The sequence below is a fragment of the Flagellimonas sp. CMM7 genome, assembly GCF_021390195.1.
Classification (GTDB): Bacteria; Bacteroidota; Bacteroidia; order Flavobacteriales; family Flavobacteriaceae; genus Flagellimonas.
In genome coordinates, this window is the sequence record NZ_CP090003.1 from 2,415,724 (window position 1) to 2,436,065 (window position 20,342).

The 20,342-nt window shown below is 37.1% G+C and carries 19 protein-coding genes; 12 read left to right on the forward strand and 7 right to left on the reverse strand.

The window, feature by feature from the left end; genetic code table 11:
* The first annotated feature begins 99 nt into the window (after window positions 1–99).
* The 3 genes from LV704_RS11005 (at window position 100) to LV704_RS11015 (ending at window position 5,357) form a co-directional block, all read left to right on the forward strand.
* On the forward strand, window positions 100–1,119 hold the full coding sequence (locus LV704_RS11005; RefSeq protein WP_163420149.1) for a LacI family DNA-binding transcriptional regulator: 1,020 nt from the start codon (window positions 100–102) through the stop codon (window positions 1,117–1,119).
* A 66-nt stretch (window positions 1,120–1,185) separates the two neighbouring features.
* Entirely contained in the window at window positions 1,186–3,489 is a 2,304-nt protein-coding gene (locus tag LV704_RS11010; RefSeq protein ID WP_163420148.1) for a glycoside hydrolase family 65 protein, read from the forward strand.
* Window positions 3,486–5,357, forward strand: coding sequence for an alpha-amylase family protein (locus tag LV704_RS11015; protein ID WP_163420146.1), 1,872 nt, complete (start codon window positions 3,486–3,488; stop codon window positions 5,355–5,357). The genes LV704_RS11010 and LV704_RS11015 overlap by 4 nt, the downstream gene beginning before the upstream one ends.
* 52 nt (window positions 5,358–5,409) lie before the next feature.
* Here LV704_RS11015 and LV704_RS11020 read toward each other — a convergent pair whose 3' ends face one another.
* The gene (locus LV704_RS11020) at window positions 5,410–5,781 is read right to left on the reverse strand and encodes a hypothetical protein (RefSeq protein WP_233782021.1); all 372 of its coding nucleotides are present in this window, start codon (window positions 5,779–5,781) and stop codon (window positions 5,410–5,412) included.
* A 234-nt stretch (window positions 5,782–6,015) separates the two neighbouring features.
* Between LV704_RS11020 and LV704_RS11025 the strand changes: the two genes are divergently transcribed.
* Together LV704_RS11025 and LV704_RS11030 are read left to right on the forward strand one after the other, a co-directional pair.
* Entirely contained in the window at window positions 6,016–6,768 is a 753-nt protein-coding gene (locus tag LV704_RS11025) for a glycerophosphodiester phosphodiesterase family protein (protein WP_233782022.1), read from the forward strand.
* The gene (locus tag LV704_RS11030; RefSeq protein WP_163420142.1) at window positions 6,768–8,039 is read left to right on the forward strand and encodes an NAD(P)/FAD-dependent oxidoreductase; all 1,272 of its coding nucleotides are present in this window, start codon (window positions 6,768–6,770) and stop codon (window positions 8,037–8,039) included. The genes LV704_RS11025 and LV704_RS11030 overlap by 1 nt, the downstream gene beginning before the upstream one ends.
* Before the next feature lies 1 nt (window position 8,040).
* Here the strand turns inward: LV704_RS11030 and LV704_RS11035 are convergent, their stop codons facing one another.
* Both LV704_RS11035 and glpK read right to left on the reverse strand, forming a co-directional pair.
* Window positions 8,041–8,769, reverse strand: coding sequence for an MIP/aquaporin family protein (locus tag LV704_RS11035; protein ID WP_163420140.1), 729 nt, complete (start codon window positions 8,767–8,769; stop codon window positions 8,041–8,043).
* Between the two features lie 37 nt (window positions 8,770–8,806).
* Complete coding sequence (gene glpK / locus LV704_RS11040) at window positions 8,807–10,303, reverse strand: glycerol kinase GlpK (protein WP_163420139.1); 1,497 nt, start codon at window positions 10,301–10,303, stop codon at window positions 8,807–8,809.
* A 71-nt stretch (window positions 10,304–10,374) separates the two neighbouring features.
* On the opposite strand from glpK, the gene LV704_RS11045 reads away from it, so the two are divergent.
* Window positions 10,375–10,914, forward strand: a complete 540-nt coding sequence (locus LV704_RS11045) for a DUF1697 domain-containing protein (protein ID WP_163420137.1) — start codon at window positions 10,375–10,377, stop codon at window positions 10,912–10,914.
* A gap of 34 nt (window positions 10,915–10,948) precedes the next feature.
* On the opposite strand, the gene LV704_RS11050 is transcribed toward LV704_RS11045, so the two are convergent.
* Window positions 10,949–11,422, reverse strand: coding sequence for a TspO/MBR family protein (locus LV704_RS11050; RefSeq protein WP_163420135.1), 474 nt, complete (start codon window positions 11,420–11,422; stop codon window positions 10,949–10,951).
* A gap of 93 nt (window positions 11,423–11,515) precedes the next feature.
* Between LV704_RS11050 and LV704_RS11055 the strand changes: the two genes are divergently transcribed.
* The 4 genes from LV704_RS11055 (at window position 11,516) to LV704_RS11070 (ending at window position 15,548) form a co-directional block, all read left to right on the forward strand.
* Window positions 11,516–12,610 (forward strand): diphosphomevalonate/mevalonate 3,5-bisphosphate decarboxylase family protein, encoded by a 1,095-nt coding sequence (locus LV704_RS11055; protein WP_163420133.1) that lies wholly within the window; start codon window positions 11,516–11,518, stop codon window positions 12,608–12,610.
* A 134-nt stretch (window positions 12,611–12,744) separates the two neighbouring features.
* Complete coding sequence (locus LV704_RS11060; RefSeq protein WP_163420131.1) at window positions 12,745–13,683, forward strand: mevalonate kinase; 939 nt, start codon at window positions 12,745–12,747, stop codon at window positions 13,681–13,683.
* Between the two features lie 9 nt (window positions 13,684–13,692).
* Complete coding sequence (locus tag LV704_RS11065) at window positions 13,693–14,598, forward strand: geranylgeranylglycerol-phosphate geranylgeranyltransferase (protein WP_163420129.1); 906 nt, start codon at window positions 13,693–13,695, stop codon at window positions 14,596–14,598.
* Entirely contained in the window at window positions 14,598–15,548 is a 951-nt protein-coding gene (locus tag LV704_RS11070; protein ID WP_163420127.1) for a carbon-nitrogen hydrolase family protein, read from the forward strand. Before LV704_RS11065 ends, LV704_RS11070 begins: the two co-directional genes overlap by 1 nt.
* A 171-nt stretch (window positions 15,549–15,719) precedes the next feature.
* Here LV704_RS11070 and LV704_RS11075 read toward each other — a convergent pair whose 3' ends face one another.
* From LV704_RS11075 to LV704_RS11085, 3 genes are all read right to left on the reverse strand, one after another.
* Entirely contained in the window at window positions 15,720–16,583 is an 864-nt protein-coding gene (locus LV704_RS11075) for an alpha/beta fold hydrolase (protein WP_163420126.1), read from the reverse strand.
* Window positions 16,584–16,664: 81 nt separating this feature from the next.
* Entirely contained in the window at window positions 16,665–17,042 is a 378-nt protein-coding gene (locus LV704_RS11080; protein WP_163420124.1) for a DUF2200 domain-containing protein, read from the reverse strand.
* Window positions 17,043–17,303: 261 nt separating this feature from the next.
* Window positions 17,304–17,801 carry a GNAT family N-acetyltransferase gene (locus LV704_RS11085; protein WP_163420122.1) on the reverse strand — a complete coding sequence of 166 codons (498 nt, stop codon included), beginning with the start codon at window positions 17,799–17,801 and terminating at the stop codon, window positions 17,304–17,306.
* Window positions 17,802–18,039: 238 nt separating this feature from the next.
* Here LV704_RS11085 and LV704_RS11090 point away from each other — a divergent pair, with 238 nt between their 5' ends.
* Together LV704_RS11090 and LV704_RS11095 are read left to right on the forward strand one after the other, a co-directional pair.
* Window positions 18,040–18,879: a pseudouridine synthase gene (locus tag LV704_RS11090; protein ID WP_163420121.1), complete on the forward strand. Its 840-nt coding sequence runs from the start codon at window positions 18,040–18,042 to the stop codon at window positions 18,877–18,879.
* A gap of 37 nt (window positions 18,880–18,916) precedes the next feature.
* A complete protein-coding gene (locus tag LV704_RS11095; RefSeq protein WP_163420119.1) occupies window positions 18,917–20,104 on the forward strand; it encodes an exo-beta-N-acetylmuramidase NamZ domain-containing protein in 1,188 nt (395 codons plus the stop codon).
* Window positions 20,105–20,342 lie beyond the last annotated feature (238 nt).

Consider the following 20,342-nt stretch of genomic DNA (forward strand, 5'->3'; position numbering starts at 1 on the left):
TAAGCTTGTTTTTGTTAAAAAGATACATTTGGATAACTTGCTTGTCATTATTGAGTAATTTCCGAAGCAAAAATTAACTAGACTAAATCTTCAATATACTTGAAAGCAAAGATTACATTAAAGGATATAGCCAGAGAACTTGAAGTCTCTATTTCCACTGTTTCTAAGGCTTTAAAGAATAGTGAAGAGATAAGTAGGGATACAAAAGAAAAAATTCAGGCATTTGCCAAATTATATAACTATAAGCCAAATAATATCGCCATTAGTCTTAAAAACAAAAGGACTAAAAATATTGGCGTGGTTATTCCTGCTATTGTGCATCATTTTTTTACTACGGTGATTAGAGGAATTGAAAAGTATGCTAATGCCAAAGGGTACAATGTTATTGTTTGCCTTTCTGAGGAATCTTTTGATAAAGAGGTCATTAACATGGAAATGCTTGCAAATGGCAGTATTGATGGCTTTATTATGTCCTTGTCTTCCGAAACACAACAAAAAGGGGATTATAATCATTTGAAAGAAGTTACGGAGCAAGGCATACCAGTTGTGCTTTTTGACCGTATTACAAATGAAGTTGATTGCGATAAGGTAATTATCGATGATCAGTTGGGCGCATATCTGGCCACTAAGAAGCTAATAGAGCAAGGGAGAAAAAAAATAGCATTGATCACGACCGATGATTATTTAAGTGTAAGCAAGGCAAGAACTGAAGGATATAGAAAAGCCCTTTCCGAAAGCGCCTTAGATGTAGATGAATCTAGAATATTGAAATTATCATCAATGGAGATGGATGCGAAAAGCATTGGAGACTTTTTTGATACACATGAGGTAGACGCTGTCCTTTGTGTAAATGAAATCTTCACGGTTTTCAGTATGAAATTGGTCCAAGAAAAAGGGCTTAACATTCCTGAAGACATATCATTTATTGGTTTTACAGATGGATTGCTTTCTAAATATGCAAATCCTAGCCTTACCGTAGTAGCCCAACATGGTGAAAAAATGGGTGAGGTTTCTGCACAAATGCTAATTGATAAAGTGGAAAGCGAAAACGAAGAGGAAACGTTCCACACTAAAATTTTGGAACCTACTTTGGTGGTCAGGGATTCTACAATTAACTAAATTTGTCAAAACCTTTACAGGGAAAGGGGATATCTAAAATTACTCACCAAGTTTTACTTTTTTTCAATGAATCAGGATTATATAAAATCGGACCTGTGGTCCATTATAGAAGAAGGTTTTGATGCTGAACAGGTCAAATCCTCCGAAAGTCTTTTTAGCATAGGTAATGGAGCCATGGGGCAACGTGCCAATTTTGAAGAAGAATACTCAGGAGAAACTTTTCAGGGGAGCTACATAGCCGGAGTTTACTATCCTGATAAGACTAGAGTGGGATGGTGGAAAAACGGATATCCAGAATACTTTGCCAAAGTGCTAAATGCTCCAAATTGGATAGGAGTCAATGTTTTTATTGATGGCGTTTCTCTGGATTTGAATAGGTGTACAAGCGTTTCCAATTTTAGAAGAGAACTTAACATGAAGGAGGGTTGGTACCAACGAAGCTTTCAAGCGACCTTATCTAATAAAATACAGGTTGAAGCAAAGATTACCCGTTTTTTAAGTTTAGAGGTTGATGAAGTAGGCGCTATTAAAATGGAGTTAGAGCTATTAAATTCCAATGCAAAAGTAAAGTTTGTTCCTTACATAGATAGCGGAATCACCAATGAAGACAGTAACTGGGACGATAAATTTTGGAATACAACGAGTGTGGACTATAATAAGGATAGAGCTTATATAGAGGCCCATACGATGAAAACCAATTTTGCTACATGCACCTTTATGCATGCAGATGTCCAATTCAATGGGGTTTCAATACCCGCACAATTAGGAAATAAAACGGACTCTTTCATAGGACTTGAATTTGAAAAAAGTATTTCCAAGGGAGAAAAAATTTCTCTAACAAAGTTTGGCGGATACACAGTTTCTAGAAATCATAAAGCTTCGGAATTAGTAGATGTTGCCAATGCTGTTATAGATAAGGCAACTACCCTTGGCTTTGATGCGCTTTTGGAAAAACAAAAAGAAGCTTGGGCCAATATTTGGGAAATGAGCGATATCACTATAGAAGGTGACGTGAAAGCACAACAAGGTATCCGTTTTAATATTTTTCAATTAAACCAGACTTACTTAGGAAAAGACTCTCGATTGAATATTGGTCCAAAGGGATTTACGGGAGAGAAGTATGGTGGAAGTACCTATTGGGATACAGAAGCATATTGTTTGCCTTTTTACATGGCCACCAAAAACCAAGAAGTAGCTTGGAGTTTGTTGGAGTATCGCTATAACCATTTGGAAAAAGCGATTGAGAATGCACAGAAATTAGGCTTCACCAAAGGAGCGGCACTTTACCCAATGGTGACCATGAACGGAGAAGAGTGCCATAACGAATGGGAAATCACCTTTGAAGAAATCCATAGGAATGGAGCTATTTCTTTTGCAATCTTCAATTACCATCGATTCACGGGAGATTATAGTTTCATTCCAAAAATGGGATTGGAAGTTTTAATAGGTATTGCAAGATTTTGGCATCAACGAGTCAATTTTTCTCAGGATAAACAAAAGTATGTGATGCTGGGCATTACGGGCCCTAATGAATATGAAAACAATGTCAACAACAATTGGTACACAAACTATTTGGCCAAATGGTGTATAGAATATGCCTTGGACCAATTGGAAATAGTTAAGGATAAGTACCCAGAAGACTACAAAAGAATTATCTCTAAAACAAGTTTAACTTCTTCAGAAACTGAGGACTGGGGCAAGGTTGCCAATAACATGTACTTTCCATATTCTGAAAAACATGAAGTATTCTTGCAGCAAGATGGCTTTTTAGATAAAGAGTTGATCAAGGTTGAGGATTTAGATAAATCAAATAGACCAATCAACCAAAAGTGGAGTTGGGATAGGATTTTACGATCTCCTTATATCAAACAAGCTGATGTATTGCAGGGATTCTATTTTTTTGAAGATCACTTCAATAAGGAAGCTTTAGAAAAACATTTTGAGTTTTACGAACCATTCACAGTGCATGAATCTTCCCTTTCGCCTTGCGTGCATAGTATACAGGCAGCTAAATTGGGCAGAATGGAACAAGCGTACACTTTTTATCTAAGAACCTCACGGTTAGATTTGGATGATTACAACAAAGAAGTGGAAGAGGGTCTACATATAACATCCATGGCTGGTACATGGATGAGCATTGTGGAAGGTTTTGGAGGTATGAGGGTATTGAATGATCAGCTCCACTTTACTCCGCAGATACCAGAACAATGGAAATCGTATTCTTTCAAAATTAATTTCAGGAACCAAATAATAACTATTACTGTTTCAGGACAACAAACAAGTTTTGAAATAACTGGGAATAAGGATTTAACAATTCAGGTAAATAATAAATTATTGATACTGACTCCTGGAAAAAGTGTTCAGGCATGAAAAGAAATCTCTACATTACCTTTTTGGTAATCTTGGGGATATTGCATTCATGCGAGCAGAAGGCCGAAAGAAAATCAGTTCAACCAACAATGAAAAAGAAAGCTGTAGTTTATCAGGTTTTTACCAGACTTTTTGGAAACACAAACACTACCAATGAACCTTGGGGTACCATTGAAGAAAATGGAGTTGGGAAGTTTGCTGATTTTACGGATGATGCCCTTACGGAAATTAGGGAATTGGGAATAACACATGTTTGGTATACTGGAGTTCCCCATCATGCATTGATCAATGATTATTCCGCTTACGGAATTTCAAATGATGATGCAGATGTGGTCAAAGGTCGCGCCGGATCACCCTATGCTGTTAAAGATTATTATAATGTAAATCCAGATTTGGCTGTTGACCCTTCCAAAAGATTGGAGGAATTTAAAGCATTGATCCAAAGAACGCATAAGTCCCGGATGAAGGTCATTATTGACATTGTCCCCAATCATGTGGCCAGAAATTATGAAGGATTAACCAATCCCGATGGAGTTTCGGATTTTGGAGCAAACGATGATATTTCCTTGGAGTACCATGTCAATAACAATTTCTACTATATCCCCGAAACAGAATTCAAGGTTCCGGAATGGCAAGATGGATATCTTCCACTTGGTGGAGAAGAAAACAAATTTTCAGATGCTAAGTTTAAAGAACATCCAGCGAAATGGACAGGCAATGGTTCGCGATTATCACAACCTCATTTCAATGATTGGTACGAAACCGTAAAAGTAAACTACGGCATAAGACCAGATGGCACAAAAGATTTTGCGGAATTACCTGAAGGTTTTGATACAAAGGATTACAAAGCCCATTTTGAATTTTGGAGTACCAAAACAGTTCCCGATTCTTGGAATAAGTTTAGAGATATTGCTTTGTATTGGCTTGACTTTGGAGTGGACGGATTTCGTTTTGATATGGCCGAAATGGTGCCTGTGGAATTTTGGAGCTATTTAAATTCCAACATCAAAATGAAAAACCCTGAAGCCTTTTTATTGGCTGAGGTATATAATCCAGACCTTTATAGAGATTACATCCATAGAGGGAAAATGGATTATTTGTACGATAAGGTTGAGCTTTATGATAGCATAAAACACATTATGAAAGGATATGGTTGGACAGATCATATTCCGGTTGTCCAGAAAGGAATGGCAGATATAGAACATCATATGCTCCATTTTTTGGAAAACCATGATGAACAGCGTATTGCTAGTCCAGATTTTGTAGGCAGTGCAGAGCTCGCAAAACCTGCTATGGTAGTTTCAGCAACGCTGAGTACATCACCAACCATGATTTATTTTGGACAGGAAGTAGGAGAACCTGGAGCCGAAGATGCTGGATTTGGCAAACCTACTCGCACCTCAATTTTTGATTATATAGGAGTACCCAATCATCAACGATGGATGAACAATAAAAAGTTTGATGGAGGTCAACTAACAGAAGATGAACTAAAGCTTCGAGATTTTTACAAACGCTTGTTGAACTTTACTATTAATAGCGATGCCTTGATGGGGGAGTATCAAGAAATCCATTTTTTCAACAAGGATCATACAGCTAATTATGACCATAGAGTGCTTTCTTATGTTAGATGGTCCAATGACGAAAAATTGATAATAGTGTCAAACTTTGATGCTGAAAAAAGTTATGCTTTTGAATTAAAAATTCCTGAAGAGATTATTGCTAAATGGAATTTGGGGAGTCAAGAATATGATTTAAAAGAAGAGCTTTACGGAGAAACAAATAAAGCCCTTTCCGTGAAAAATGGACAGGGAAAAGTTGAGGTTGAACTTCAACCACTTGAGTCTTTTATTTTTAGGATTAATGAATAAAAAAAGCGGATTGCATAACAATCCGCCCAAGTTCAAGGTCGGTTAATTTCCTTTAAGCTTTTGGTGCAGTTTTTTGGTACACCAACCCTATCACCATTCCAATTATTCCATAGAACACAATCTGCACAACTGCATCAACCAAAGTTCCCGTCATGTCCATAAGTCCCATAACGGCATAATTTAGTATACCCATACCAAATCCATTGAAGATGCCAATCCATGCACCAAATTGAAAACCTTCTTTGGCACTATGGTGTCCTCTGGCCCATTTGCTATACAATGAGCATAATACGAAAGCCATAATTACATTACCTGCAGCAATCAACCCCATGTTCATATCTTCATTCAAAAAATTCTTAAGGGTATGTTCCTCATAAAAATCGGCTAGTAAAAACTGCCAAATTCCGTATCCTAACAAAAACATTGTTACGAAAGCGGCTAGTGTCGCTAGTAAATTTGATTTTGAAAACATGTAAGTTTGTTTATTGGTTAATAATGTGCTAAAAGTATTAAATAAAATTTAACAAATTGATAAAAATACACACCTTATTATGAGAATATCTCTGTTTTGAGGTGTTTTTACCAATATAGCTGTTTCTATTTTAACGCTGTCGATTTCAATTTCATGTTGTATTTTTAGCGGTACAAATGAATCAAAATGAAAAAAAGCTTACTGTTGGCATTGATTACTGTTTTGTTATTTAATAGTTGCGATATGATGGATTCTAAACCTCTGGTTATTGGGCATAGGGGTGCAATGGGACATGAAACCGAAAATACCTTGGCATCAGTCCAAAAAGCAATGGATTTAGGAGTGGATATGATTGAAATAGATGTGTTTAACATTTATAGTGGAGAAACGGTTGTATTTCATGATGAACGTGTGGAAAGACTTTCAAATAGCGGAGGTAAGGTAGAAGATTATAATATAGTAGACCTTAAGCAACTTATTTTGGATGGAAACCATAAAATACCAATGTTGCAAGATGTGCTAAAGCTTATTGATAACAAGGTAGCTCTTAATATTGAGCTTAAAGGATCAGACACTGCGGATAGGGTAAACTTTATTACCAATGTGTATATAAGAGATAGAGGTTGGTCTCCTGAAAACTTCATCATTTCAAGTTTTAAATGGGATGAGCTGAGAAAAATGCGCGAGCTTAATAAGGATGTTCAAATTGCCGTTTTGACCGAAGAAGATCCTTTAGCAGCAATTGCAGTAGCCAAAGAGCTAAATGCCGTAGCCATAAATCCCAACTATAAAACATTGAATGAAGAAAATACAGCTAAAATTCAAGAAGAGGGATTTAAAATTTACACATGGACCGTTAATGAACCTGAAGATATTCAAAAGATGAAGGATTATGGAGTGGACGGAATTATCACAAATTACCCTGAACGGGTAAATTAATGTTTGATGTAGTTATTGTTGGGGGTGGAGCTGCCGGGTTTTATGCTGCGATTCAAGTCGCTGAACAAGCTCCACATCTAAAAGTTGCCATTTTTGAGAGAGGCAAAACCGTACTTTCTAAGGTTAAAGTTTCTGGAGGTGGTCGATGTAATGTTACCCACGGAGAATTTTCTGCACATGACTTGGTCACTAACTATCCCAGAGGGCAAAAAGAACTTTTGGGGCCTTTTCATACCTATGCCCCAGGGGATGTAATGTCTTTTTTTGAAGAAAGGGGAGTTCCATTAAAAATAGAAGCGGACGGGAGGGTGTTTCCGAAAAGCAATTCCTCACAATCCATTATTGATTGTCTTGTTGGTGAAGCAGAACAGTTAGGAGTCAAGATTCTTAAAAATAGTTCTGTAAAACAATTCAGCAAAAACGAAAATGGAGAAGGCTGGCAGATAACAACAATGAACAAGCATTACCAATGTAAAAAACTATTGCTGGCTACAGGGAGTAATCCAAAAATTTGGCAACAGTTGGAAACAGTTGGACATAAAGTTGTTTCTCCGGTGCCATCTCTATTTACTTTCAATATTAATGATGAACGAATAGCGGGCATTCAAGGAGTAAGTGCCTATGCGACTGTAGAAGTTCCACCAAAAAAAATCTTTTCATCTAAAATTGGAGTCAAACTAAAAAGTGCTCCAAAAGAAGAACCTGTCCTCCAATCTGAAGGCCCTGTTTTAATCACACATTGGGGATTGAGCGGCCCTGCCATTTTGAAACTTTCTGCTTGGGGAGCCAATATTTTGCATGACTATCATTATGTTTTTAGAGTCAAGATCAATTGGGTACCTGAATATACAACAGGTTCCATGGAACTTTTGTTGAGAGAAATTAAGGAAGTTGAAGCAAAAAAAACGGTTTTACGCACTAACGCTACCGATATGCCTAGGAGACTATGGGTGAATTTGGTGAAAGCTTCTGGGATTGAAAAGGATTTGAAATGGGCTGATCTCACCAAAGAAAAACTTCAAAATTTGGCCGAACAGTTAACAGCGTGTTCTTTTAGAGTTGAAGGAAAAAGCACTTTTAAAGAAGAATTTGTTACTGCTGGCGGAGTGGATTTAAAGGAAATCAACTTTAAAACGTTTGAAAGCAAAATACATCCAAACCTTTATTTTGCTGGAGAAATCATCAATGTGGATGCCATAACCGGAGGTTTTAATTTTCAAAATGCATGGACCGGGGCTTACATAGCGGCAAAGTCTATTGCCTCAAGCTAATTTATTGCAAAACCATGGCAATTCCTGCAGCCAATGCAGCACCTAATATTGGACCCACAACGGGAATCCAAGAATATCCCCAACCATTTGATCCTTTATTTTTAATTGGGACCAAGGCATGCACTATTCGGGGTCCTAAATCCCGAGCAGGGTTAATGGCATAGCCAGTGGTACCTCCCAAAGACAGACCAATTCCCCAAACAATAAGGGCAACAGGTAAAGCACCCAAAGAACCTAGACCAATAATGCTATTGTCCTTAGTGGCAACGGCATCAGTAAAATATAGCACGGCAAATACCAAAACAAAGGTTCCTAAAATTTCTGTCAAAAGATTTAAAAAAGTATTTGGTATTGCAGGAGCGTTGCAAAAAACACCTCTTTTGCTGTTCCCATCCTCTGTGGCATCAAAATGGTCTTTGTTCATTAACCAAACAAAGAAAGCTCCAAGCATAGCGCCCATAAATTGAGCCATGATATAGTTTGGAACATCATAAATTGAAAATTCTCCTGCCAGTGCCAAACCAATGGTGACTGCGGGGTTTAGATGAGCTCCGCTGTGAGGTCCTGCGACCACAACACCGGTGTATACGGCAAAAGCCCAGCCTGTTGTAATCACAATCCAACCAGAACCACTTCCATAGGTTTTTTGTAGTGAAACGTTTGCGTTTACGCCACAACCCAATAAAATCAAAAGAAAAGTGCCAACAATTTCAGCAATAAAAGGAGTCATGATAGGTTTTGGTTAAAGGTTATTAGTTTCAGCTAGTTTAAGATTCTCCTGTCCAAAATTCCAATGCTTTAATTGCTCTGTACCATCCTTGAATGTCTTTTTCAATGGGTTCCCTTTCCGTGGATGGATTAAAATGTACATCGGTTTGCCATATATCCTGGATTTCCTCTTGACTTTCCCAATAGCCCACAGCCAATCCCGCCAAGTATGCTGCACCCATAACGGTTGTTTCCACAATTTTGGGACGCACCGTTACTGTATTTAATACATCAGACTGAAACTGCATAAGCATATTGTTTACCGTTGCACCTCCATCAACCCTCAATTCTTTTATGGAAATTCCGGAATCTGCTTCCATTGCTTTTAGAATATCCATGGTCTGGTATGCAATGGACTCCAGGGCTGCTCGTGCAATATGGGCATCAGTGCTTCCTCTTGTCAACCCAAAAATAGTTCCTTGGGCATATTGGTTCCAGTGCGGAGCGCCTAATCCTGCAAATGCAGGAACAAAATAAACACCTTCCGAGCTATCTACTGAACTGGCCAGTTGTTCCACTTCAGAAGAAGTTTTTATAATTTTTAAACTATCACGTAACCACTGTACCACAGCGCCCGCTATAAAAATACTTCCTTCAAGTGCGTAGGTGGTTTTCCCGTTGATTTTCCAGGCCACGGTAGTAAGCAAATTGTTTTTGGAAACAATAGGTTTATCACCAATGTTCATAAGCATAAAACAACCTGTGCCATAGGTGTTTTTTACCATACCCTGATTGGTGCACATTTGACCAAATAAAGCAGCTTGTTGGTCACCTGCAATTCCAGCTATTGGAATTTTGGCAGCAAAGAAGTTCGGACTTGTATGGCCATAAACCTCGCTAGATTGTTTTACTTCTGGCAACATGCTTTTTGGTATGGTTAAAAGCTCCAAAAGTTCATCATCCCAATCCATAGTGTTGATGTTAAAGATCAGAGAACGACAAGCGTTCGTAACATCTGTAATATGAAGCTTTCCTTCTGTCATCTTCCAAATAAGCCATGTATCAATGGTTCCAAGAACTAAATCACCGGCTTCTGCTTTTTCTCTAGCTCCTTCCACATTGTCCAGAATCCATTTTACCTTTGTGCCAGAGAAGTAGGAATCAATGACCAATCCGGTTTTTTCACGAATCATCTCAGATTTCCCTTGACTTTTAAGTTCATCACAGTATTCAGAAGTTCGTTTGTCTTGCCAAACAATGGCATTGTAAACGGGTTCTCCCGTATTTCTGTCCCAAACTACAACCGTTTCACGCTGATTTGTAATTCCAATAGCAGCCAATTGTTCACCTTTTAGTCCTTTTTTGCTTACCGCTTCGGCAGCCATTCCAGCTTGAGTTGCCCAAATTTCATTGGCGTCATGTTCTACCCATCCCGGTTTTGGAAAAATTTGAGTAAATTCTTTTTGTGCTACAGAGATTATGGTTCCTTTTTCATCAAAAACTACAGCTCTTGAACTTGTTGTGCCCTGGTCTAAGGCAAGGATATATTGATTCATTTGGATTGATTTAATGCGTTTGAATTTACTAAAATAAATCGGAGTAGTTTTATTCATCAAGATTATTAATTATGAAAACATACATCGCACTCTTGAGAGGAATCAATGTAAGCGGCCAAAAGAAAATTAAAATGGCCGATTTAAAGCAGACTCTGGAAAATAGTGGACTACAAAATGTAAAAACCTATATCCAAAGTGGGAATATAGTTTTTGATAGCGAGATTGGTGAAACAGACGTACTTCAAGATAAAATTCAACATGCAATTTTAAACGATTTTACTTTTGAAGTACCTGTATTAGTGAAAACAAGAAATCAATTGGAAAAGATTTTAAAGGCAAACCCGTTTGCGGATGAAGCGGAAGAAAATAGACTATACTTTGTGCTACTTAAAAAAGCTCCAGAACAAAGTTTAGTAAATGAATTCAATGAAGTAATTTTTGTCAACGAGGATTTCAATATAACCAGTACATGTGTTTATTTGTGTTGCAAAAAAGGATATGGTAATGCTAAACTCAACAATAATCTTGTAGAAAGAAAGCTAAAAGTGCAAGCCACTACACGCAACTTAAAGACAATACAAAAATTGGTTGAAATGACGAAAGAAACATAGACGCCTGGATATTGAATTTCTTGAACCTGAATAATTAGTTCAGTTCCCAGATTTTATAATTAAGTACGGAGGCAAATAGGACCCAAAGCAAATAAGGGACAAGCAAAAAGGCAGCTGTTTTACTCACAACCTTAAACCATTTTATGGTTAAAATAATTAAAGTCAAGAGAAGTAAGATGACCAAAAGTGCCCATGACGGACTTTTAAATCCAAAGAAAACAATACTCCAAAGAGCATTAAAAAGAAGCTGAAAACCAAAGTGATAGAGGGCGGTCTTTACCCAGATATGATGAAAACCTTTAGACCAGACTATTCCAGCAGCAACCCCCATTAATATGTATAGTGATGTCCATACAGGAGCAAAAATCCAATTGGGTGGATTAAAACTTGGTTTGTTCAAAGTGAGGTACCAATCATTCACAGAGCTCTGGGTAGCAAAGCTGGATAGAAAACCTATTAAAAGGCAAATTGTAACAGCAATTAGGATGTAAACAACCTTTTTCTTCATGATCGGCACAATTCCCCCTAAAATAAGAATTTATTTGTACCCATATCCCCTCAAGCGCAATGCATCTTTTATATTTGCTCAAATATTTTTCTAATGACAGAAAAAGACTTTGTACCCAATCCATATACTAATTTACCTTCAGGAGGAAAGGTGACTTGGAAAGCCCCCAGTAATATTGCTTTGGTTAAGTATTGGGGAAAAAAAGCAAATCAGATTCCGGCTAACCCTTCAATCAGTTTTACATTGGATGCTTGTGCAACGACAACATCGGTTTCTTATACTAAAAAGGAGGATATATCACAATTGTCTTTTGATTTGTTCTTTGAAGGCAAGCCTAAAGAAGATTTTAAACCTAAAATTCTAACCTTTTTTGAACGAATTGAAGCCTACCTGCCATTTTTAAAAGCCTATCACTTTAAAATTGAAACCTCAAACTCTTTTCCCCATAGCAGTGGTATTGCTTCTTCTGCCAGTGGAATGGCAGCTTTGGCGCTATGTTTAGTAGAGATTGAAAGGACTATAAATAGAGATATTACAGATACTTTTTTCAAGAAAAAAGCATCTTTCTTAGCTCGTTTGGGCTCTGGAAGTGCTTGTAGAAGTATTGAAGGTGATTTAATTCAGTGGGGGGAGTATGCAGGTATTTCTGAAAGCTCCAATTTATATGGAATAAATTACCCATTTAACGTAAATGCAATTTTCAAAAACTTTCATGATAGTATTTTGTTGGTACACAAAGGCCAAAAACAGGTTAGTAGTACGGTTGGTCATGATTTAATGCACGACCACCCTTATGCGGAAAGACGTTTTACCCAGGCACATGAGAATTTGGACAAGCTTAAAAAAGTCTTTGAATCTGGTAATTTGGATGATTTTATAAAGATTGTTGAAAGTGAAGCATTGACATTGCATGCTATGATGATGACCAGTATGCCCTACTTTGTTTTGATGAAACCAGATACGTTGGAAATCATCAATAAGATTTGGGCTTTTAGGGAAACAACCAAAGTACCCATCTGCTTTACATTGGATGCAGGTGCAAATGTACATGTGTTATATCCAGAGTCGGTAAAGGAAAAAGCAATCCAATTTATTCAGGATGAATTGGTTGCGCATTGTGAGAATGGTCATTATATTTGCGACCGAATTGGAAGCGGAGCAAGAAAATTAATTGCACATGAAGGGTAATGAAGAATGATAAACAACGTTAATTAAAGTCAATTGACGTTTTAAAGTAAGGAATTGGTGTTTAAACATGAATATTGTTTACCTTTAAATTGTTCTGCATTAAACAAAACGGATTTATATCTTTGTAATACTAAATGAAAGGACCTCTATTTTATTCTAAAATTCTACTTTTTGGGGAGTATGGAATTATCAAAGATTCCAAAGGTCTTTCCATTCCCTATAATTTTTTTAAAGGTGCTTTAAAGACAGATGAAAACCCATCTACTTTAGCTAAAAAATCAAACGAAAGTTTGAAGGCATATGTTCAATATCTTTCAAAACTGGAAAGAGAAGAGCAAGGCTTGGTTTCTTTTGATTTGAAAACGTTGGAGAATGATGTGGAAAGAGGTATGTATTTTGATAGCTCTATTCCGCAAGGTTACGGTATTGGCAGTAGTGGTGCTTTGGTAGCAGCTATTTATGATAAATATGCTACGGATAAAATTACGGTTCTTGAGAATTTAACGCGAGAAAAGTTATTGAAGTTAAAAGAGATTTTCGGAAAGATGGAATCGTTCTTTCATGGAAAGTCTTCTGGGCTTGACCCATTGAACAGTTACCTAAGTTTGCCAATTCTTATCAATTCCAAGGATAACATAGAATCCACTAGTATCCCATCACAGAATAAGGAGGGAAAAGGCGCAGTTTTTTTGTTGGATAGTGGAATTACAGGAGAGACTGCACCTATGGTACAGATTTTCATGGAAAAAATGAAGCAAGAAGGGTTTCGTAGTATGATCAAGAATCAATTCATCAAGCATACAGATGCTTGTGTGGAGGATTTTTTGAACGGAAACATGAAATCACTTTTTGGGAACCTAAAAGAGCTTTCCCATGTAGTTTTTGATAATTTCAAACCCATGATTCCTTCCAAGTTTCATCAGCTTTGGCAACAGGGTATAGAGACCAATGATTACTACTTAAAACTTTGCGGTTCAGGTGGTGGAGGTTATATTTTAGGCTTTACACAAGATTTTGATAAGGTCAAAAAAGCACTCAAGGGACACAATTTGGAAGTGGTCTACAACTTCTAAAACAATCAAATGCTTAATAGAAAAAATAAACTCCTGCTGTTTAAGCTATTGAGTTTATTTTCCGTTGTTCGCGGGTATAATATATTAGTGATTACGCTTGCGCAATACTTAGCATCCATCTATATCCTATCTCCCAATTTACCTTTAAGAGATGTGGTTTTGGACATTAACCTTTTTCTCATTGTAACAGCTTCGGCCTTGGTAATTGCAAGCGGTTATATCATTAATAATTTTTACGATGCGGAAAAAGATTTAATCAATAAACCAACAAAAACCATGTTGGATAGGTTGGTAAGTCAGCGGTTTAAATTAACTACCTACTTTATTCTTAATTTTTTGGCGGCTTTAGCAGCAAGTTATATTTCGTTTAAGGCGGTATTGTTTTTTTCATCCTATATTTTCGGAATTTGGTTGTATTCCCACAAATTAAAGCGTGTTCCTTTTATTGGCAATCTGGTATCAGCATCATTGGCCATAACACCGTTTTTTGTTGTTTTTGTGTATTACGGAAATTTTGAGAGGGTGATCTTTGTGCATGCGCTTTTTCTTTTTTTATTGATTTTGGCTCGTGAGATGATCAAGGATTTAGAAAATATGGCCGGAGATATGGCTCAAAACTATAGAACCATACCAATAATTTACGGGGCCAAGGTTTCAAAAGTGCTCATTGGCCTATTAATAGTTTTAACCCTGGTTCCTTCACTTTTATTGATCAATACCTTTGATGTTGGTTATATGTATGTGTATTTCTTGGCCTGTATTGGACTGTTGGGACTTTTTATCATTTTGTTATGGAGAGCCACGGGCAAAAAGCACTATGTTTGGTTACATAATATTCTAAAATTCATCATTGTTGCTGGTGTGTTTAGTATTTTATTGATTGATGTTGATTTGGTTCTAAATCGGATTTTATAATGGAAAATTTATTGAAAGTGGCAATGGCTCAAATTGCCCCTGTTTGGTTGAATAAACAAGCAACCTTGGAAAAGATTGAAAATACCATACAAGAGGCAGCCAAGGAGAAAGCTGAACTGATTGTTTTTGGCGAAGCCTTCTTACCGGGATATCCTTTTTGGTTAGCGCATACTGAGGGAGCAGCATGGGATTTAAAGGTTAACAAAGAACTACATGCCCATTACACCAGAAATTCCATTCAAATTGAGGCAGGTGAATTGGATGCAATTTGCAAATTGGCTCAGGAAAATAAGATGGCAATATATTTAGGGATGATGGAACGTGCCAAAGATCGCGGCGGTCATAGTTTATATTGTTCTTTGGTGTATATCAATCAAAATGGAGAGATAAAATCAGTGCATAGAAAGTTACAGCCTACCTATGATGAGCGTCTTACATGGGCTCCTGGAGATGGCAATGGACTGCAAGTACACCCATTAAAACAGTTCACGGTTGGTGGCCTCAATTGTTGGGAGAATTGGATGCCTTTACCACGTGCAGCCTTATATGGGCAAGGAGAAAATTTACATGTGGCTGTTTGGCCGGGAGGATTACATAATACCAAAGACATCACTAGGTTTGTGGCCCGTGAGTCTAGGAGTTTTGTGATTTCTGTTTCCTCATTAATGAAGACGTCAGATTTCCCAAAAGATACACCGCATTTGGACAAAATTTTGGGAAAAGCACCAAATGTGCTTGCAGATGGAGGTTCAGCTATTGCAGGGCCTGATGGGGAATGGATTGTTGAACCCATTGTAGGCTCTGAAGGATTGATCTATGAGACCCTGGATTTTAATCGAGTATACGAAGAAAGACAAAATTTTGACCCTGTTGGGCACTACTCAAGACCAGATGTGACCAAATTACATGTAAATAGGGAAAGACAATCTACGGTAGATTTTAAAGATTAGTTTTTTGTCATCACGAGCTTGTCAAAATGATTTTCTATGTGAAATTTTTTGCCATTTCACTTATCGCGCAGTATAAGAAACGTAGGGCAGTTAATAAGCGATACGTTTCGGATTGGCGACTTTGCAAATAAACGCGAACCTTTAAATTAAGCAGAAGAGCCCTATGTTTTCTTACACATTGTTAGACACAGGCTTTCCCGTTCTGTTGTTCAGGAATGCTTTTATATATCCAATATTTTTTTTCGACTCCGCTCCGACCCAAATTAAATGCCCCCATTTGTTGTCCAGCCAAACAATTTGAGAATTTTCTATTTTCTGTTTAGCGTATTTCGGATGTTCGATAGAAACCGATTTGTCATTTTTACTATGAATAATTAAAGTAGGGGTTTTTATTTTGGCTATAATTTCATTGTTCAATTCTTGGTCTAAATCCGTTACAAATCCTTTTTTAGACCGCTGATTCAAAAGCATCATTTTCATATCCGAAATTTCTGCTTCGTCCAATTTCTTAATTCTTTTATTCGTCAATTCGGTTGCCATTGTTTTGATTATGGTTTTGGGAAAAAAAATTATTCCCAAACGTAATACCCGCCAAGTGAATCCCTCTATTTTTGGATTGAACATTATTTTTGCCTTTTTATAAAGCCCATCGGTATGCTTCAACCATTTTTTGCTAATGGAAGACGCTAAAACAAATTTTAAAATTCTATGTTGATTTAGGCTTACCAATGCAATTGCTGTCAATCCACCTGCTGAAATTCCAATAACATTAAATTGGTCAAATCCTAATTTGTCCATTAATTCGATTATTTGCTTAGAAGCATTAATAGGCGATTCGTTGTTTCCCAAAGTTGTCCGTCCGTAACCCGCTCTGGATGGCGTTATTAAAATGAATTTTTTAGTGTCAATATGTTTGTGTGTCAATATTTCCTTTGCGTTGGAATGTCCTCCGTGCAGAAACAAAATTGGTTCTCCAGTTCCATACATACTGTATTCCATAACTCCGTATGTTGTATTCTCAATTCTGGTTTGCATTTTTATTAGTTTGCACAGAGTGTTCTGTGTATGGTGCGTATCCCTCAGGGAATGCACTATACACCTTGTTAGGGACAGGTTTTATTTCTTTTCTTCTCGCAAAATTTTCTCCATTTTACGACCTTTTGCCAATTCATCAATCAGCTTTTCCATACGCCTACATTGTTTGTACACTTCAAATTCATCTTCTATTTCTTCAATGCGATAACCACAAACAACTCCTTTGATGATGTGCGCATTGGGATGGATTTTTGCTTTTTCAAAAAACGTTCTAAATGTTACTTTCTCTGCAATAAGGGATTGTAATTTATCTTCATCAAAACCAGTAAACCATTCTATTACTTGATGGAACTCTTCTTTTGTTCTACCATTTTTTTCCAATCTATTCCAGTAAAGGGGATAAATAGATGCAAAAATCATATTAGCAACTTTCTCATTTTTTTCAGCTGTAACCTTCATTTTTTGCGATTTTAAATTGGAGCTAACGATTGATAAGTGAAGTTCGGGAATTTTGTTGTAAAAATCCAGTTCCAATTAATACCTCCAAGCTACAGAATAATAAGGATAGATATTTTTCGATAGAATTAAAATTATGGATTCTAACACCAAACATTATGTTTACACTCTTATATCCTTTTCCCTGTCATTCTGAGCTTGTAGAAGGATTTTTCATTGTGAAACTTTTTACCATTTCACTTATAGTCATTGTTGTGCAACGTTTTATTCACTTTTCCAATTATGATTTGCTAGTACAATAGATGTCTCTACTTGTCTTTCAGGTATTGACCAATATTTTTTTAATAAACTATTCTTTTCCTTTTCCGATAATAATGTAAATCCGTTTTTTTTATAAAAAGATATTGCCCATGATGCGTCTGCCCAAGTACCTATCAAAACAGGATTGTTAGTCAATGTTGTCAAGTGATTTAGGAGTTTTCCCCCAATACCTTTTTGTCTGGCAATGGTTCTCACATAGGCATGTCTAATCAGGGTAACATCTTGCTTGTGCTGAATTCCCATAACTCCAAGAATTTTATTGTTTTCCTGAAAGTTCCAAAATTCTACTCCCTCTGAAATTTGGGTCTCCAATTCAGCTTTTGACATATAAGGCTTTTTCCATCTGTCTTTAGGTATTATTCCCTTATAAGCAATAGAAGCATCATTGATTATTTCATAAATCGTATCAAAATCTTTGGAAATATTACTTTTAGTTATCATTTATCATAATGTTGCATAACGGTTAAGATATGGAAAGTTTCAATTGACTATATCGAACGATAAGTGAAGTTCGGGAATTTTGTTGTAAAAATCCAGTTCCAATTAATACCTCCAAGCTACAGAATATTACGTTTACACTTTCATATCCTTTTCCCTGTCATCCTAAGCTTATCGAAGGATAAGACATTAGTGTTTTTAGGCAACAGAAAACACTACCTTTGCAAAAAATTAATGACTGATGGCGAAATCAGACTACAACCGCGAGCGGAAACCTTCCAACAGAGCGGCAGGAAGTGATAAAAGAAAACAATTTTCCAAAGGAAAACCACCCAGAAAAAAAGTGGCACCACAAAAACCATCCAATCCAGATGAAATTCGGTTGAACAAGTATGTGGCAAATGCAGGCGTATGTTCCAGACGAGAAGCAGATACTTACATCGCTGCCGGAAGTGTTTCGGTAAACGGAAAGGTGATTTCTGAAATGGGCTATAAAGTAAAGCGAACAGATGATGTTCGTTTTGATGGCCGAAAGCTAAACCCAGAAAAGAAGGAATATATACTGCTTAACAAGCCCAAAAATTTTATCACCACTACCAATGATGAAAAGGGCAGGCGCACAGTAATGGAACTCATTTCCAGTGCTACTAATTCACGTTTGTTGCCAGTGGGCCGTTTGGATAGAAATACTACCGGCCTTTTGCTCTTTACAAACGATGGCGATATGACCAAAAAATTGACGCACCCAACACATGGGGTTCGCAAGATTTACCATGCGTATCTAGATAAAAACTTAGCGCTATCAGATTTACGTAAAATAGAGGAAGGTTTGGAGTTGGAAGACGGTTTGGTGAAAGTAGACGATATCAGTTATATTCAAGGATCTCCCAAAAAAGAAATAGGCATCGAAATCCATAGTGGACGCAATCGTATTGTCCGCCGTATTTTTGAGCATTTAGGCTATACAGTAACCAAATTGGATCGGGTCATTTTTGCGGGATTAACAAAAAAAGATTTACCACGAGGTCATTGGCGCCCTTTAACAGAACAAGAGGTTATTAATTTAGGCATGATTAAGTAACTTAGAGGCACCAAGTATTCACCTCTAAATACACAAAATGCAAAAAGTTGCTGTAGGGCTGCAAATCTTTGCCAAAGACACATTGCTGCAACAACAGTTTAAAGGTAATGTAGCCTTATTGTGCCACAATGCCTCAATAGATGGTTCATGTAACCACGCTACCTTTATCTTTAAATCCATCTTTGGAAATCGTTTTAAAAAGATTTTTGGGCCTCAACATGGTTTCTCTACCGATGCCCAGGATAACATGATTGAGACGGATCATACCGTGCACCCCTATTTCAATATACCTGTATATTCTTTGTATTCTGAAACTCGTGTGCCAACAGATGCAATGCTGGAAGGAATAGATCATTTTTTTGTGGATCTTCAAGATGTGGGCTGCCGCATGTATACGTATATCTATACATTGACACTTTTATTGGAAAAATGTGCAAACAAGGACATTGAAGTGATCATTTTAGATCGTCCCAATCCGATCAATGGTGAAACACTTGAAGGGAATGTATTGGATACGGCATTTGCTTCTTTTATAGGAAGACATCCCATACCTGTAAGGCATGGACTTACCATAGGAGAATTGGGATTAATGCACCAAAAATTATGGACCAAGGAGAAAGCGAACGTAAAGGTAATACAAATGCAAGGATGGGAAAGGCAGATGTACTTCTTAGATACGGGGCTTTCATGGGCATTGCCCTCTCCAAATATAGCTAGAGCAGAGAGTTGCCTTGTTTTTCCTGCAACGGTGATGTTTGAGGGAACTTGTTTAAGTGAAGGCCGGGGCACCACCCAACCCTTGGAAATTATGGGGCATCCGAAAATTGAACCCTTTTCACTTTTTGCAGACCATTTAGAAAAAACAATGATGCGTTCGGGATTAAAAGGTTTTGCTATAAGACCCATACTATTTCTTCCCACGTTCCATAAATATGTTGATGTAGTTTGTGGTGGGTTTCAAATCCATGCTACGAACAAGACAACTTTTCAACCCTGGCGGGTAGGGCAGTTGATGTTAAGGGAACTTTTTCATCACTTGGGCACTGAATTTAAATGGTTGGAACCGCCATATGAATATATTCATCATCTAGAGCCTATTGACATTCTCAACGGAACCGATAAACTAAGACATTGGGTAGAAAAGAAGGGTTCCTTAGAGGATTTGGATGACTTGGAACAGCTGGATCTATATAAGGAACAACACCAATTAATCAGTCTTTATTAAAAGAGACTAGATTTTAGAATAATAGGGGATTGATAAAATAAGCTTCTTTAAAAGAATTATAAGGAGAGTTATTTTGTAGTTACACTTATCGTTTGAGCTATGAACAGTACGGGAGTAAGCTAGCGTTTGCTTTCCTCCACGTACATAGCAAAATCTTTTTGTTTTTCCCTTTCCTTGTTTAAAGCAAAATCCAAAAGATTTTGCGGACTTCATAAAAATACACAAACCCTGCGATTAA